General features: G+C 70.2%; 17 protein-coding genes. 8 read left to right on the top strand and 9 right to left on the bottom strand.

Annotated elements, in window-relative coordinates:
* Positions 1-23: 23 nt before the first annotated feature.
* Positions 24-386 carry a winged helix-turn-helix transcriptional regulator gene (locus FHR82_RS14645; protein WP_184810923.1) on the top strand — a complete coding sequence of 121 codons (363 nt, stop codon included), beginning with the start codon at positions 24-26 and terminating at the stop codon, positions 384-386.
* Between the two features lies 1 nt (position 387).
* On the opposite strand, the gene FHR82_RS14640 is transcribed toward FHR82_RS14645, so the two are convergent.
* From FHR82_RS14640 to FHR82_RS14620, 5 genes are all read right to left on the bottom strand, one after another.
* The gene (locus FHR82_RS14640) at positions 388-1,851 is read right to left on the bottom strand and encodes a tetratricopeptide repeat protein (RefSeq protein ID WP_221463788.1); all 1,464 of its coding nucleotides are present in this window, start codon (positions 1,849-1,851) and stop codon (positions 388-390) included.
* Between the two features lie 71 nt (positions 1,852-1,922).
* Complete coding sequence (locus tag FHR82_RS14635) at positions 1,923-2,900, bottom strand: glycine betaine ABC transporter substrate-binding protein (RefSeq protein WP_184810922.1); 978 nt, start codon at positions 2,898-2,900, stop codon at positions 1,923-1,925.
* Positions 2,897-3,670 (bottom strand): ABC transporter permease, encoded by a 774-nt coding sequence (locus FHR82_RS14630; protein WP_376706411.1) that lies wholly within the window; start codon positions 3,668-3,670, stop codon positions 2,897-2,899. The genes FHR82_RS14635 and FHR82_RS14630 overlap by 4 nt, the downstream gene beginning before the upstream one ends.
* A complete protein-coding gene (locus FHR82_RS14625; RefSeq protein WP_311771081.1) occupies positions 3,667-4,800 on the bottom strand; it encodes an ABC transporter ATP-binding protein in 1,134 nt (377 codons plus the stop codon). The genes FHR82_RS14630 and FHR82_RS14625 overlap by 4 nt, the downstream gene beginning before the upstream one ends.
* Positions 4,793-5,440: an ABC transporter permease gene (locus tag FHR82_RS14620; RefSeq protein ID WP_184810921.1), complete on the bottom strand. Its 648-nt coding sequence runs from the start codon at positions 5,438-5,440 to the stop codon at positions 4,793-4,795. Before FHR82_RS14620 ends, FHR82_RS14625 begins: the two co-directional genes overlap by 8 nt.
* Before the next feature lie 119 nt (positions 5,441-5,559).
* Between FHR82_RS14620 and FHR82_RS14615 the strand changes: the two genes are divergently transcribed.
* The 4 genes from FHR82_RS14615 to FHR82_RS14600 all read left to right on the top strand — a co-directional run bounded on the left by FHR82_RS14615 (position 5,560) and on the right by FHR82_RS14600 (position 8,506).
* Complete coding sequence (locus FHR82_RS14615; protein ID WP_184810920.1) at positions 5,560-6,096, top strand: hypothetical protein; 537 nt, start codon at positions 5,560-5,562, stop codon at positions 6,094-6,096.
* A 67-nt stretch (positions 6,097-6,163) separates the two neighbouring features.
* Positions 6,164-6,919 (top strand): YcnI family copper-binding membrane protein, encoded by a 756-nt coding sequence (locus FHR82_RS14610; protein WP_184810919.1) that lies wholly within the window; start codon positions 6,164-6,166, stop codon positions 6,917-6,919.
* Positions 6,916-7,476, top strand: a complete 561-nt coding sequence (locus tag FHR82_RS14605; RefSeq protein WP_184810918.1) for a copper resistance CopC family protein — start codon at positions 6,916-6,918, stop codon at positions 7,474-7,476. The genes FHR82_RS14610 and FHR82_RS14605 overlap by 4 nt, the downstream gene beginning before the upstream one ends.
* Before the next feature lie 7 nt (positions 7,477-7,483).
* Positions 7,484-8,506 (top strand): CopD family protein, encoded by a 1,023-nt coding sequence (locus FHR82_RS14600; RefSeq protein ID WP_184810917.1) that lies wholly within the window; start codon positions 7,484-7,486, stop codon positions 8,504-8,506.
* Between the two features lie 150 nt (positions 8,507-8,656).
* On the opposite strand, the gene FHR82_RS14595 is transcribed toward FHR82_RS14600, so the two are convergent.
* The 3 genes from FHR82_RS14595 to FHR82_RS14585 all read right to left on the bottom strand — a co-directional run bounded on the left by FHR82_RS14595 (position 8,657) and on the right by FHR82_RS14585 (position 11,519).
* Positions 8,657-8,959 (bottom strand): hypothetical protein, encoded by a 303-nt coding sequence (locus FHR82_RS14595; protein WP_225944020.1) that lies wholly within the window; start codon positions 8,957-8,959, stop codon positions 8,657-8,659.
* Positions 8,960-9,160: 201 nt separating this feature from the next.
* Positions 9,161-10,117 (bottom strand): phosphotransferase family protein, encoded by a 957-nt coding sequence (locus FHR82_RS14590; protein ID WP_376706410.1) that lies wholly within the window; start codon positions 10,115-10,117, stop codon positions 9,161-9,163.
* Between the two features lie 10 nt (positions 10,118-10,127).
* A complete protein-coding gene (locus tag FHR82_RS14585) occupies positions 10,128-11,519 on the bottom strand; it encodes an NsdA family TPR-like regulatory protein (RefSeq protein WP_184810916.1) in 1,392 nt (463 codons plus the stop codon).
* A gap of 270 nt (positions 11,520-11,789) precedes the next feature.
* On the opposite strand from FHR82_RS14585, the gene FHR82_RS14580 reads away from it, so the two are divergent.
* The 3 genes from FHR82_RS14580 to FHR82_RS14570 all read left to right on the top strand — a co-directional run bounded on the left by FHR82_RS14580 (position 11,790) and on the right by FHR82_RS14570 (position 13,405).
* A complete protein-coding gene (locus FHR82_RS14580) occupies positions 11,790-12,029 on the top strand; it encodes a hypothetical protein (protein ID WP_184810915.1) in 240 nt (79 codons plus the stop codon).
* Between the two features lie 13 nt (positions 12,030-12,042).
* Complete coding sequence (locus FHR82_RS14575) at positions 12,043-12,396, top strand: hypothetical protein (RefSeq protein WP_184810914.1); 354 nt, start codon at positions 12,043-12,045, stop codon at positions 12,394-12,396.
* A 406-nt stretch (positions 12,397-12,802) separates the two neighbouring features.
* The gene (locus FHR82_RS14570) at positions 12,803-13,405 is read left to right on the top strand and encodes a TetR/AcrR family transcriptional regulator (protein WP_376706409.1); all 603 of its coding nucleotides are present in this window, start codon (positions 12,803-12,805) and stop codon (positions 13,403-13,405) included.
* Here FHR82_RS14570 and FHR82_RS14565 read toward each other — a convergent pair.
* A complete protein-coding gene (locus tag FHR82_RS14565) occupies positions 13,402-14,613 on the bottom strand; it encodes an amino acid deaminase/aldolase (protein WP_311771080.1) in 1,212 nt (403 codons plus the stop codon). The genes FHR82_RS14570 and FHR82_RS14565 overlap by 4 nt on opposite strands.
* Positions 14,614-14,709 lie beyond the last annotated feature (96 nt).

The following is a 14,709-nucleotide window of genomic DNA, read 5'->3' as shown; positions in this document are numbered from 1 at the left end:
CAGTTAGTACTACCATATACCTCATGGACGAGTTGGTGTTCGACGTCTTCGCCAGGAACTGCACCTCGCGGGAGACGATGGAGCACGCGACCGGCCGCTGGGGCACGCTCGCGCTGGTGGCACTGCTGGACGGCACGACCCGCTTCAACGCGCTGCGGCGCCGGGTCGACGGGATCAGCGAGAAGATGCTGAGCCAGACGTTGCAGGCGCTGGAGCGGGACGGGCTGGTGCTGCGGGAGGCGCGGCCGACGATCCCGCCGCACGTGGAGTACAGCCTCACGGGTCTGGGCACGGACGTGGCGAAGCAGCTGCACACGCTGGTCGAGCTGCTGGAGAGCCGCATGCCCGAGGTGATGACGGCCCGCGAGGCCTACGACGCGCGGTAGCTCACGGGATGAGCAGCGGCCGGAACGCGGCCTGCACGTCGGCGGGACTGGCGGCGACGTACTCGCTCGACGGCGGCGTGACGGAGCCGTACCAGCTCAGGAAGGCCGGACAGCTCCCGCCGCCGATCTCCACCTTGAACGAGGCGACCAGCCGCCCGGTCCGCACCTCGAAGACGCGCAGCGGGATCGCGATCTTCCGGAACGTGACCCAGCCCGAGACGCCGGGGTCGGTGGTGGAGTCGTACAGGCAGGTGTCGACGGAGGCGCCGTACTCGGACTCGCCAGCACAGATCACCACGACCGCGTCCGTGACGTCGCGAGCCAACCAGCCCGGGGGGATCTTGTTCGTGTTGGGTTCGCTCCCGTACACCAGCGCGCGGTTCGGCCGGTTGGGCACGTACGGAGCGGCGCCGCTGTAGGGGGCCGGGCTGTCGCAGTACCGGGGCTGGCCGCCCGTGGGCGCCAGCAGGCCGCGCACGTTGTCCAGTTCGATCGCCAGCGTGGCCTTCCGCACTCCCTGCTGGGCCGTCGGCGCGAGCTCGTGCTCGGGGTACTCGTCGAGCAACTGCCGGTAGTGGTCGCGGGCCACGCCCCAGTCGTTGGCCGCCATGAGCCGGTCGCCGCAGCCGACGATCGCCCGCGGCGCGACGCGCGGGACGATGTCGGCGGCAGGGGCGAGCTCGCCGCCGGGCTTGTGCTCGCGCAGCCAGTCGGTGACCGTCGTGGCGATGCACGAGTCCACCACCGGCAGGCGGTCGAGGAAGCCGTCCAGTGCCGTGGCGACCATCTGCTCGTGCCCCGGCCGCTCGGCGAGCACCTCGGACAGCGTGGCGAAGCCGGTCTGGAGTGTCTCGATGTCGCCGGTCAGCGCGACGCTGAGAGCCTTGGCGGCCGCACGCAACCGCTCGCACGCCGCGATGGTCTCCTCGGCACGGACGACCAGCGGCGCGTCGACCACGCGGTGCCCGAACCCCAGCTGGTCCGTGGCGGTCACCGCCTGGCGGCAGTCGCCCGCGCCGCGCGCCTCGGTCACGTCCTGCTCGATCCCGGCCGCGTCGAACCGCAGCACGCCGAACGCCGCCAGGACCGGCACCGTCACGGCGAGCGCGACCACCCGCCTCCCCCACGGCCGGGCGGGTCGCGGACGCCTGCGGGCGAGCAGCCAGCCGTGCGCGATGAGGGCCGCCCACCACAGGACCACGACGACTTCCAGCCAGACCTCCGGCGTGCTCCCGGTGAGGACGATGACCAGCACGACCGTGACGACGAGGGTCAGGACGGCGAGCCAGGTCCTGCGCAGCAACAGGTAGCCGACGCCGAGCAGCGAGGCGTTCCCGAGCGCGACGGCGAGCGGGTCGGCCGGCCGAGGCGGCTTGGTGTCCACATCGGACATGACGGGCAGGACCTCGGTGTCCGGCTCCGACGTGGGTGTCCAGGCGTGCTCCGGCTGCGAGGCGGGGTCCATCGTGGTTCCTTCCCGGAGGAACTGGCGAGACCCGCGTAGTTTCGGGCCTCCCCGCCGGGACCGGTCCCCGCTCAGTCCGCCGGGATGGTCACGAAGCCTTCCTTCGCCAGCCAGTCGCGGGCCACCACCGCCGGGTCCTCGCCGTCGCCGTCGATCTTGACCGACAGTTCCAGGATCACGTCGTTGTTCAGTTTCGCCGACACCGGTTCGAGCACGTCCGCGATCGCCGGGTAGCGGTCCAGGAACTCCTTGCGGACCGTCACCGCGGCGTTGTACTGCGGGAACGTCTTCTTGTCGTCCTCGAGCACCGCCAGGTCCAGGGTCAGGATGCGGCCGTCCGTGGTGAAGACCTCGCCGAAGTTGCACGTGCGGCCCGTCGCGAGCGTCGCGTAGATGGCGCCCACGCCGAAGGTCTTGATGTCGCGGTCCGGCACCTCGAAGCCGTACTTCTGTTCCGCGCCAAGCAGTCCGTCCTGCCGGTTGATGAACTCCGACTCCATGCAGAACGTGCCGAGCGACGGGTCCCGCCGCAGCAGCGCCGTCATGTCCGACATGGTCTTCAGGCCGTGTTGTTCGGCGAACGCGCGCGTTGTCGCGAACGCGTACTTGTCGTTCACCGGCGAGTAGTCGAGCCACGCCACGCCGAACCGCTCGAGGTCGGCCTTCTTCACCGCGTCGTACTGCTCCTGCTCGTCGGGAATGGGCTCGGTCTGTTGCTGGAAGTTGATCCAGCTCGTCCCCGTGTACTCCCAGTACAGGTCCAGATCGCCCACCTCCAGTGCCTGCCGCACCGGCGTGGAACCCTGGATGTTCGTCATGTCCTCGACGTCCGCGCCCGCCGCGGTCAACGCCACCTCGGCGATGTAGCCCAGCAGGATCTGCTCGGTGAAGTTCTTCGAGCCCACCCGGATCGGCACGTCCCGCAGCGTCGGTTCCGCCTTGATCGAACCCGGGCCGACGTCGAACGGCAGCGTGGCGCCCGCCTCCAGGCCGCAGCCACCCACCAGCACCGTGCACGCCGCGGCCAGCGCGGCCAGCCGCCGCCTCATCGCAACCCCTTCGGGCCGAGGTACCGCTCCGCCAGCGCGCCAAGCCAGTCGATCAGCAGCGCCAACCCCACCGCCAGCGCGGCGCCCGTCAGCAACACCGTCGGGCGGGCCACCTTGTAGCCCGAGTCGATCACGAAGCCGAGGCCGCCGCCGTTGACGAACAGCGCGAGCGTCGCCGTGCCCACGGCCAGCACCAGCGACGTGCGCAGGCCGGCGAGGATGAGCGGGATCGCCAAGGGGAGCTCCACCCGGCGCAGCACCGTGAACGACGACATCCCGATCCCCCGCCCCGCGTCGACGAGCGCGGGATCGATCTGCTGGATGCCGACGATCGTGTTGCGCAGCACCGGAAGCAGGGACACGAAGGCGAGCGGCACCGCCGCCGCCCACAGCCCTTCCTGTTCTGTCCACAGGAAGTACAGCACGATCACGCCGATCGCCGGCGCCGCCTGACCGATCGTCGCGACGCCGAGGAACACCGGGGCGATCCACCGCGCCCACCGTCGCGTGAGGACGATGCCGAGCGGGATCGCCACCACCACGACGAGAACCGTCACCGCCGCCGTGATCAGCACGTGCTCGCCGGTCGACTTCAACAACGTCGCCGCGTTGAGCGTCACCACCTCGATCGCGTCCAGGTCCTGGCTGAACGCCCACACCAGCACGGCCCCGACGAGAACCAGTGCCGCGATCGGTTGCAGGAACAGCCGTACGACCTCCGCGCGACGGGTGCCGGACTCCATCGAGACCACCGCGTCGGTGACGGTCACGACTGGTGCTCCTCACGCAGCTCGCGGATCTTCGCGACCACCGTGTCCAGCTGCACCGTCCCCGCGTACTCGCCGCGCGGGCCGGTGACGACCGCGTCGCCGCCCTCCGTGAGGATCGCCTCCAACGCGTCCTGCAGCGTCGACTGCGTGGACACCACGTCGCCGACCGGTCTGCCGATCCCGGCCAGCGACGCGCCGCCGAGCTGCCGGTCGTGCACCCATCGCAGCGGCCGCCGCCGGTTGTCCAGCACCAGCGCGAACTTGCGGCCCTCGGTCGCCATGCGCTGCCGCACCGAGGACGGCGCCTCCTCGACCGACGCGGTGATCGCCGAGCCCAGCACGATGTCCCGCACCCGCAACAAGGTGAGCTGCTTGAGCGACGCGCCCGCGCCGACGAAACCCGCCACCGTGTCGTCCGCCGGGTTCGCGAGGATCGCCTCCGGGGTGTCGTACTGCAGGATCCGCGAGCGGTCACCCAGCACCGCGATCCGGTCGCCGAGCTTCACCGCCTCGTCGAAGTCGTGGGTGACGAACACGATCGTCTTGTGCAGCTCCGCCTGCAGCCGCAGCAGCTCGTCCTGCAGGTTGCCGCGCGTGATCGGGTCGACCGCGCCGAAGGGCTCGTCCATCAGCAGTACCGGCGGGTCCGCCGCGAGCGCCCGCGCCACCCCGACGCGTTGCTGCTGCCCACCGGACAGCTGCCGGGGGTACCGGCGGAGGAACTCCTCGGGCTCCAGGCCCACCAGCGACAGCATCTCCTCGACGCGTGCCTCGATCCGCTTCTTCGGCCACTTCAGCAGGCCCGGCACGACTCCCACGTTCTGCGCCACCGTCAGGTGCGGGAACAGGCCGGCCTGCTGGATCGCGTAGCCGATGCGCCGCCGCAGGTCGTCCGCGTCGAGCGACAGCGCGTCGTCGCCGCCGATCACGATGCGGCCGGACGTCGGCTCGATCAGCCGGTTGATCATCCGCATGGTGGTGGTCTTGCCGCAGCCGGATGGGCCGACGAAGATCGTCGTCTCGCCGGGGTTGATCGTCATCGTGAACCCGTCGACCGCGGGCTCCCTGCTCCCCGGGTACCGCTTCGTGACGTCGGCCAGCTCGATGCCCACGCTGGTCTGCTCAGGCACGAATCCCCCTCGAGGTGGTCAGGCGGGCGACCAGCAGGTACAGCCCGTCGATGAGCAGCGCCATCAGCACGATCCCGAGCGTGCCCGCGAGCGCCTGGTTGACCGCGTTGGCGGCGCCCGCGCGGTTCAGCCCGGAGAAGATCTCGGTGCCGAGGCCCGGCCCCTTCGCGTACGCGGCGATCGCGGCGATGCCCATCAGCATCTGGGTCGCCACCCGCATGCCCGCGAGGATCGCGGGCCACGCGAGCCGCAGTTCGACGAGCGTCAGCACCCGCATGCGGTTCATGCCGATGCCGCGGGCCGCGTCCGTGACCGCGGAGTCGACTCCGCCTAGGCCGACAATGGTGTTGCGCACGATCGGCAGCAGCGCGTACAGCACGAGCGCGGTGACCGTCGGCGCCACCCCGAGCCCGACGAGCGGGATCAGCAAACCGAGCAGGGCGAACGACGGGATGGTCAGGATCGTGCTCGCCAGTGCGGTCGCGATCGTGGACCCGATCGGGCTGCGGTAGACGGCGACACCTGCGAGAACGCCGACGAGCGTGGCGATGAGCGTGCACTGGATGACGACGCTGGCGTGCTGGTAGGCCTCGGCTGCGAGCCGGGGCCAGCGGTCGGTGACGAACTCCCACAGACTCACCTTGATCACCGTGGTCTAGATCACCTCGGGAAGCAAGTACCCGAAAGTCGGGCGTGCCTCGCCCAGGGACACCGATCCGACCAGTCACAGAACCACGGTTTCGTCCTACTCTTGGGCCCGTGAACGGGAGACGAGTGCGACACGAGGGCGCTGGTGGCGTCCTGCTCGCGTCGTCCTCGGCCGCGCTCGCGATCGCCGCGCACGGCATCGGCGGCGGCGCGGTGTCCGACTCCCTGTTCACCGTCCTGCTGGCCACGCTCCTCGCGTGGGGCGGCTCGACACTCGCCCACCGCGGCGGCATCCCGGCGCTCGTGGGTGTCCTCGGCGTGACACAGCTCTGCCAGCACCTGCTGCTCACCGAGCTCGCCAGAGGGCACGGGCACCAGCAGTCGCTCTTCGACCCCTGGACCATGTTCACCGCGCACGCCGTCGCCACCGTGGTCACGGCCGTGCTCCTGACCAGGGCGGGCGTCGCGCTCCGCCTGGTCACGACCGCGGCCGCGTGGCTCCTGGCGCGGCTCACCGCGCTGGTCGCCGGCCCGGTCCGCCGCACCGCCCGGCCCGGCGGCTCCCCGCTGCCCGCCCGCCCCGGCGCCTTCCTCGAGGTGCTGTTCCGCGAGGTCTGCGCACGTCGCGGCCCACCAGTCCACTCCTGAGAACCCAGACACCCCACCGGACGTGCGAAGGAGTGCGCCCGGAATCCCCGTTCATCTCAGGAGAGACATGTCCACCACACGTTTCATCGCGCGCGCCGGTGTCGTAGCCGTCGCGGCCGGTGTCGCCACGCTGCTCGGCTCCGGCCTCGCGTCGGCCCACGTCACCGCGAAGGTTCTCGGCGAGGCCGCGCAGCAGGGCGGCTACTCGAAGATCACCTTCCGGGTGCCGAACGAGGACGAGGCCGCGGGCACCGTGAAGCTCGAGGTCAAGATGCCCGCCGACACCCCGGTCACCTCCGCGCGCACCCGGCCCATGGCGGGCTGGACCGCGCAGATCACCAAGGTCGCGCTGGACAAGCCGGTCAAGGTCCACGGCGCCGAGATCAAGGAGGCCATCAGCTCGGTCACCTGGACCGCGGCCGCGGGCACCCGCATCGCACCGGGTGAGTTCGAGGAGTTCGAGCTGTCCGTCGGCCCGCTGCCGGAGACCGACCAGCTGGTCATGCCCGCGATCCAGACCTACGAGGGCGGCAAGGTCGTCGCGTGGGACCAGCCGCCCGCCGAGGACGGTGCCGAACCGGAGCACCCGGCGCCGGTGATCGCGCTCGCGCCGGAAGGCGAGGACCACCACGGTGGTTCGGCGGCATCGGTGGACGCTCAGAACGCGGCCTCGGAGTCCGATGACGCCAACGCGGCCGCGGCCTCCGGTTCCGACGACACCGCCCGCTGGCTGGGCGGTGCCGGCCTCGTGGTCGGCGCGCTGGGTCTCGGCTTCGGCGTCGGCGCCACCTTGCGGGCGCGGAAGGCCACGAGCCGGTCATGAGGAAGTTCGCCAAGGCGCTGTCCGTGCTGACGCTGGCGGGGCTGGGGCTGTTCGCCCTGGCCGCGCCCGCGTCCGCGCACAACTCCCTGACCGGCAGCAACCCGGCGGACAAGGCGGTGCTCGACGCCGGCCCCGCCGAGATCGTGCTGACGTTCGACCAGCCGGTCCAGGAGGGCGAGGGGCTCAACTCCATCGCCGTCACCGGACCCGACGGCGAGCAGTGGCAGGGCGGCTCGGCGTCCGTCGACAGCAACGTCGTCAGCGCACCGGTTCGTGAGCTGGGCCCGTCGGGCACCTACACGATCGGCTACCGGATCGTGTCGGCCGACGGCCACCCCGTCTCCGGGGAGCTGACGTTCAACGTCAACACCGCGGGCAGCGGCACCCCGGCGGCCGAGGGCGACCCGGGCTGGATCGACATGGACCCCAGCGCGGGCGGCGGCAACGGCGACGACGGCGGGATGCCCATCTGGGTGTGGCTCGTCGGCGCGGTCGTGCTGCTCGGTGCCGGGTTGTTCGTGGCGCTGCGCATCGGCGGCGGCAAGCAACCGGAATGACCGTGACGTGAAGGAGGCCCGGACCACCGCGGTGTCCCGACTGCACCTGGTCGGGATCGGGATCGGCGCGGCACTGCTCGCGGTGCTGGCCGGTCTGCTGCTCACCCCCGTGCGCCCGATCACGGGCGTGCTCGAGCCGGACGCGGTGGTCCGGTACGGCCTTCCGGTCGTCCGGGTCCTGTTCGACCTGGCCGCCGTCGCGACCGTCGGGCTGAACCTGCTGCCGATCCTCGTCGGGCTGTCCCGGCCGAAGGGTGCGGAGCGGGTGCTGACCGGCGCGCGGCGGGCGGCCGCGTTCAGCGCGCTCGCGCTCGCCGTGGCGGCGCTCGCCACGCTCGTGCTGCAGACCGCGGAGGTGCTGCCGCACGCGGCGGGCATCTCGTTCTCGCGGGTCACCGAGTACGTGGCGACGGTGAGCGCGGGCAAGGCGCTGGTGTTCGTCGCCGCGGTCGCGCTCGTGTCGTTCGGCCTGTCGCTGTGGTCGGTGCGTGCCGGTGAGGCGGTGCCCGCCGAACTGCGGGCGGCGGTCGCGTTGTTCGCGTTGCTGCCGCTGCCGGTCACCGGGCACGCCACCAACTGGCGGTGGCAGGACTACGCGATGATCTCGATGGAGCTGCACGTGCTAGGCGCGGCCGTGTGGACCGGCGGACTCGGCGCGGTCGTCATCGCGCTCGCCGCGAACCGCACGCTGCTCGCCCACACGCTGCCCCGGTTCTCCAGGCTCGCGACCGCCTGCCTGTGCGTGGTGGCGGCGACCGGGCTGTTCAACGCGGCGGTGGAGCTGACCTCGGTGACGGGCCGGGGCCTGGTCGACGTCCTGTTCGGCACCGGCTACGGGCTGCTCGTCATCCTCAAGCTCGCCTGTTTCGCCGGGCTCGCCGCGCTCGGCGCCAACATCCGGTGGCGGCTGCTGCCCGGGATCGTGCGCCACCAGCGGACCGCGCTCATCGGGTGGGCCGCGTTGGAGATCGCTGTCATGTGCGCGGCCTTCGGGTTCGCGGTCGTGCTGACGCGGACGCCGGTCGCCTGACTTTCCGTTGCTCGTCTTTCACGATCAAGTGCACAGTTAGGCCGGGGCGAACGGTAAACGGCGCATCGGCGACCGTTCGTCGTTCCACCGCCACTGTGTGCCGCGCCACACGGGCGCGCGAGAGCGGAAAGGAAGACCAACGGTGAGTGGTCAGTCCTGCTCGGTGAACTGCGTGGACGACTGCGGCGAACGCTCGCGGATCCTGGACAGCTTCCGCATCGTCGAATGACCGCGCCGCTCCAGTTCGCGGCGGCTGATCCAGCCCTCCGCGTGGTGCCGGTAGGCCTGCGACAGCAGGACCAGCTCGGCGAGGAAGTCCGCGGCCCGCGTCCTGCTGCGGCCTTCGGGCAGACGGGCGACAAGCGGGAGCTGATTCTCGACCACCTGGTCGAGAACCCGCGCCGATGCGAGCGCGCGGCGCGCGCTGCGACGTTGCCTGATCACCCTAGCCACCAGAAGGACACCTCGTTCGGGGAGCGGACAGAGGCTAGTACCACTCAGCGTAGCGTGCTTCGCGCGGACGGCTACCCTTCCCCATCACCCGAACGAATGAACTTCGCTCGGACCGGCGACGACGTGCGAAGACGTCCTCACGAGCACATGAAGATGGTCGGTTCCCGGCGACGCAGCGTTACGGCCTTTGCGCCAGACGAGTCAGGTGTACCGGGCCCAGCGCGCCGAAGTGTTACCCGAACGGACATCCGCCAAACGCCGGAACAGCTCCGCACGCACCGCGGGCCGCGTTCCGATGATCGGCAGGACGCTGGTGATGAGCTTCAGCTCCCGCACCGCACGCAACACAGGGAAACCCGGCCACCGCGTCACGTCCATGCCGTAGGTCCTGACCAGCTCCTGGTACCGGCCCGCCGGCTCACCGAACCGGACCACGCCAACGGCCAGCGGCGTCAGGTCCCATTCTGGCGGGCCGAGGCTGGAGGAGTCGAAGTCGCACAGGACCGGGCCCGCCGGACCCGGGATGAGGTTGCCGAGGTGTGCGTCGCCGTGCACCAGCGAGGGCGCGGACGGGAACTCCAGCCTGGCCAGCTGGTCCGCCACGTCGTCGTAGCGGTCCTTCAGGAACGCCATGTCGGCGGGGTCGATGCCGGCGTCGCGGTCGGTGGCCTCGCCGATCCGCGCGGCCACGTCGTCGAGCGGCCGCCAGTGCGGCAGCCACGACGCGGGCTCCGGCAGGTCGTGGATCCGGCGCAGCAGTTTGCCCAGGTCACGGCCGCGTGGCCGCTTACCGCCGTGCGGCACCGCCTCCCAGACGGTGGCGACGTAGCCGTCGTAGGTGACCGGCTGCGGCACCCCGGGCAGCAGCCGCACCGCGGGGACGTCGTGTTCGGCCAGCCAGGTGGCCACGTGGACGACTTTCTCCACGCGGTGGTTCAACGCCGTCGAGGCGCCGATCCGGACCACCACGGGCGCGCTGGCGAGCCGGAACACCGCGTTGGCGGTGCACTTGATGAGCGTCGCGCCCTCCGGGTCCAGCCCTGCCGCCGCGCACACCCCGGTCAGCGCCGCCGCGAGGCGTTCCCCGGAGAACGGACCGCCCGTGTCCGACAGGGACGCCGCGGATTCTGCGGACTCCGGGGTCGGCAGCACCGTCACGACGGCCTCGTCACACCGCGTTGGATTCGGGGCTGCTGTCGGAGAACCGGCCGATCAGGTCCGCCAGGTCGCGGGCGTCGACGAAGTTGCGCCGCTTGTCCGCCTCGATCCGCAACGGCTCCAGCCGGTCGCGGACGCGCTTGGACTTCAGGTGCTGTGCCAGGTCGACGGCCTGCACACCCACCCTCGCGCCGTGGTCGATGTCGCCGTCGAGCAGGTGGTTCGTCGCCAGCGAGGACAGGTTGAACGCCTTGTTGCGGGCGACCTCGTCGCCGTAGGAGTCGATCGCCCTGGTCAGCGCCGGGATCGCGTACTTCGTGTGCCGCGAGTCGACCTTCTGGGCGAGCACCGTGTGCACGGTGCCGATCATCGAGTAGACGTCGTCCTCGTTGAAGAACTTGACCCAGTCGGCGGCCTCGCCGTGGTTGGCGCGGGCGAACTCGTCACGGGTCCTGCCGATGAGCTTCATCGTCTGGTCCTCGTGCCCCATCATCGCGTAGGCCCAGGCCTGGTTCGCGCAGATGACCGCGACAGCCAGTTCCGAGCCCGACTGCTGGGCCGCGATCTGCCCGAGCTGGAACATCTTCAGCGCGTCGTCCGGAGCCTCTTTGTGCAGGTAGACCCGGCCCATGCGGTACAGGATGTTAGCGACGAGCTCGTCGCTCTCCCCGGCCTTCGCGAGCTCCAGTGCACGGCCGAAGTGGTTGCGCGCGGAGTCGATCAGGCCGACGTCGAACGACGTCCAGCCCGCGAGGTTGTGCAGGTCGGCGAGCGCGACGTGCAGTCGCTGCTTCACCACATCGGTCCCCGACGAGTTCAGCATCTGCTGGCCCCACGACAGCTGGGCGACCACCGCGTCCCGGCAGAATCCGCCCCCGTACTGGTAGTCCAGCGAGCGGAGTGCCCTGGTCGCGGCCTCGACCTGCCGGACATCGGTCATGCCGATCCGGCCGGGCGCCGGCGTCAACACCGGGTTGGACACCCACGATCCTGAGTCGGCGCCGAGCACATGCGCACCCACCGCGACCGCGGCGGCGTGCGCAAGGAACTTCCGACGCTTCACGTTCTCCGGCTCCTCAGCCTCCGGGGTCTCCCGCGAGTCGGCCACCCGCTGAGCGGTGACTTCGTCGTACGCGAGGCCCATGTATCCCCTGGGGACACCCAGGCCGTCGGCGATCCGGACCAGGACGTCGTAGGCCATGACCTGACGACCCTTGAGGATCTCCGACACCTCGGACTGTGACTGACCGGTCATCGCGGCGATCTGGCGTTGGGACACGCCTTTCCGTCGCAGCAGCTTGTAGATCGTGCTGACCTCCCGCGCGGCGAGCGCGTTCCGCATCTCCGCGTCTTCCCACGCCTCTGGCGTAACAGAAGAGCTCTGAGACCCGATGGAGTTCATTCCGCCCCCTCACAGTCCGCTGGGCGTCAGGCGCAGAGTAAGCGCACTTCACGAGCCGCTGAAAGTCCAGATCGGTGAACCTGATCGGCCCGACCGAAGTTACCCGACCGCTTACCGTGAAACGGCCGCCGATCGGCGCTATGACGCACCAATCTGTGTCTCAAGCCACCAATGTAGTTGGTTGTAAGCGTACGAGCACGGAGGGAAGCCGAGACTGTGGAACTGGTCAGGACGGCACCACCCCGACTTGAGGCACCAGGACTTGAGGCCATGGCCGACGAGGTGGACGCGAACCACCACGGCGAGCTGCACGGCTCCGCCCTCGGGCGGAAGGTCTGGCGCATCAACTGTGGTGACGTCGTCAACCGGGAGCGCTGCCTCACCGTGCTCGTAGAACGTAATCGGGTGGTCCTCGTCGGACCGCCGGGCGAAACCGCGGTACTGACATCTGGCCAGCTCGGCCAGCTGCGGACCGCGCTTCGTGAGGCCGCCGAGCAGGCGGAAAGGTAGCGGTGACGTTTCGATGGACGAGATCCTCGGACAGGTACTCCGCAACGCGGTGTGGGAACGGCTCGACATGCTGTCGGAGCTGGCCAACCGCGCGGACGCACCGTCCCTGCTGTCCGTGGCACGTTCCGAGCTTCCCAGGCTGACGGAGGGCTGGCGGGCCATGCTCGCCGCCCACGAGCCGGACGAGAAGGGAAACTGCCCCGCGTGCTCGTCGCGGTGGCGGCAACAGAAGGCGCCTTGCTCTGTCTGGCAGGCCGCCTACGAGCACCTGGTTGCCGGTGGGCTCGCGCCTACACCGCAGCCCGCCCGTCACGCGACCCGCACACGCGTGACGCACACCGGCCGGCTGGCCACGGGCGCCAGGTAAACCAGGGCGCTCCCTCGCCCGCCGCGACCCCGCGCGGCGTGTGGCCGAGAGGGACGCCACCTGTGGCCGGCGGTTCGTTTCGTACGCACCCCCGAGCGAGACGGAACGAACCGCCGCCACAGCTTCTCTGCCGATTTCCCCAATCTCCGCGAACCGGTGCTGCAGTTTCCCCTCCCCCGACCAGCATCGGTTCGCGGCTCCACTCGCGAAGAGCGACCTGCGTCCGCGGCAGCGGACCAGGTCGCTCGTTCGTGGTTCCGTCCGAGCACGTCCACGCCGGTTTACTGGCCGTGTGCTGTGCCACTTGTCCGACGGTCCTGCGTCCTTCGGCCGATATCGAATACACAATCTGGTGGTAGGTCTGGTCCAGTCGGGGCAGGATGGTGTTGTGTCGACCCAGGTACCGTTGCGAAAGCAACCCGTGCAGCAGCGCAGTGCGAAGCGCGTCGAGCAGATGCTCAAGGCGTGCGCTGAGCTGATCGACGAACTCGGCTATGACGGCGTCACGACCACGTTGATCGCCGAACGCGCCGGCGTCGCGGTCGGGTCGCTCTACCAGTTCTTCCCCGACAAGCGGGCGGTCGTGCAGGCACTCACCAAACGCCACCTCGACCACTTCACGAGCCAGATCGACAAGCGGCTCGACTGGGAGCACCTCGAGCACTGGTGGCACGGCGTCGACACGATCATCGACATCTACGTCGAGATGTACCGGACCATCCCGGGCTTCAGCCACGTCCGGTTCGGTGACGTCATCGACATCCGGCTCATCGAGGACGGCCGCGACAACAACTCCGTCATCGCCGAGCAGATCGCCAAGGTCGTCGCCGGGAAGAACAACGTGCCGGTCGAGAGCCTGTACCGGCAGATCACCGTCGCGAGCGACATCGGCGACGCCATCCTCGCCCTCGCCTTCCGCCGCAAGCTGTTCCCGGAGGAAGACATGGTCAACGAGGCGAAGCAGGTGGTCAGGGCGTACCTGGCCGGGCAGATGTACCGGCAGGACTAGCCGAAGCAGCGCCCTTCGCCGCGGTAGGTCGGCACGGTCCTCGTGACCCGGTCGCCCTCCAGTACGTGATACTCGATGAACCGTTCGGCCAGCTCACCGGCTTTCGTGTGCCGCAGCCACACCCGGTCGCCCACCCGCAGGTCACGGGCCGCGCGGCCGGTCACCGGTGTCTGCACCTCCCCGGCGCCTTCCGTGCCGACGAGCGACAGGCCGGCGGGCAGGTACGGAGCCGGTGAACGGTCCTTGCCGGGCGGGCCGGAGGCGATGTAGCCGCCGGAGAACAGGGTCGCGGTCTTCTTCCTCGGCTTGCGGACCACTGGGAGCGCGAACAAAACCGCCGGGTCCGGTGCGAACCCGCGGTAGTTGTCGAACAGGGTCGGCCCGATGAGCCCGGACCCGGCGGCGACCTCCGTGACGGAGTCGTCGAAGCCGGTCGTCTCGATGCTGCCGGTGCCACCGCCGTTGACGAACTCCAGGTCACCGATGCGGCGCACGGCTTCCGCCCGCCGACCGGTCAGCTCCCGCGACGAACGGTCCTGCATCCAGCGCAGGACGGCACCCATGACGGGTTTGCCGGTGGGTTCGTCCCCGAGCCCGGCGATCTGGCCCTCGTAACCCATCAGGCCGACGAGCCGGAACCCCGGCCGTTCGCGGACGACCTTGGCCAGCGCCTCGGCCTGGGCGGGCGTGAAGACGGGTGATCGACGAGTGCCAATGTGAGCGAAGTCACGACCGAAGAAGGGTCGCCAGGACACGTCCAGCTCGAGACAGACCCGGATTTCGGGGTGCCCGTCACCGAGCGCGGCGTCCACCAGATCGAGGTGCGCGACGGAGTCGACCATGATCGTGATCAGGCCGATGGCGCGGTCGTCGGCGGCGAGCCGCCGCAGGGCGGTGTGGTCGACGGTCGGGTAGGCGACGAGGAGGTCGACGTCGTCGAGATCGGTGCCGGCCCATTCGCCCGCGAGCCAGAGCGCCTCGGGGAGGGAGTAGGCCATGACGCCCTCGAACCCGTCACGGCGCAACACCCGCTCGAGCAGGAACCGGCAGCGAACGGACTTGCTGGCCACCCGGACCGGCCGCCCAGCCGCCCGCCGGAGCAGATCGTCGGCGTTGCGGTCGAAAGCCGCGAGATCGACGACGGCGAGGGGAGCTTCGAGCTGCTTGGTGGCCGCATCGAGGCGGGCACGCAACGTCTCATCGGGCACGACGCCAACAGTACGACCAGCCCCACAACCAGGACAGCCACACCAGAGCCCCGCGCGCGATACCCAACCCCCACCCTGTCCCGGGGGCGTCCCGCC

Origin of the sequence: Actinophytocola algeriensis (genome assembly GCF_014203735.1) — a bacterium.
Classification (GTDB): Bacteria; Actinomycetota; Actinomycetes; order Mycobacteriales; family Pseudonocardiaceae; genus Actinophytocola; species Actinophytocola algeriensis.
Note: the sequence above shows the minus strand (reverse complement) of the source record. Positions and strands in the feature narration are given on the sequence as shown.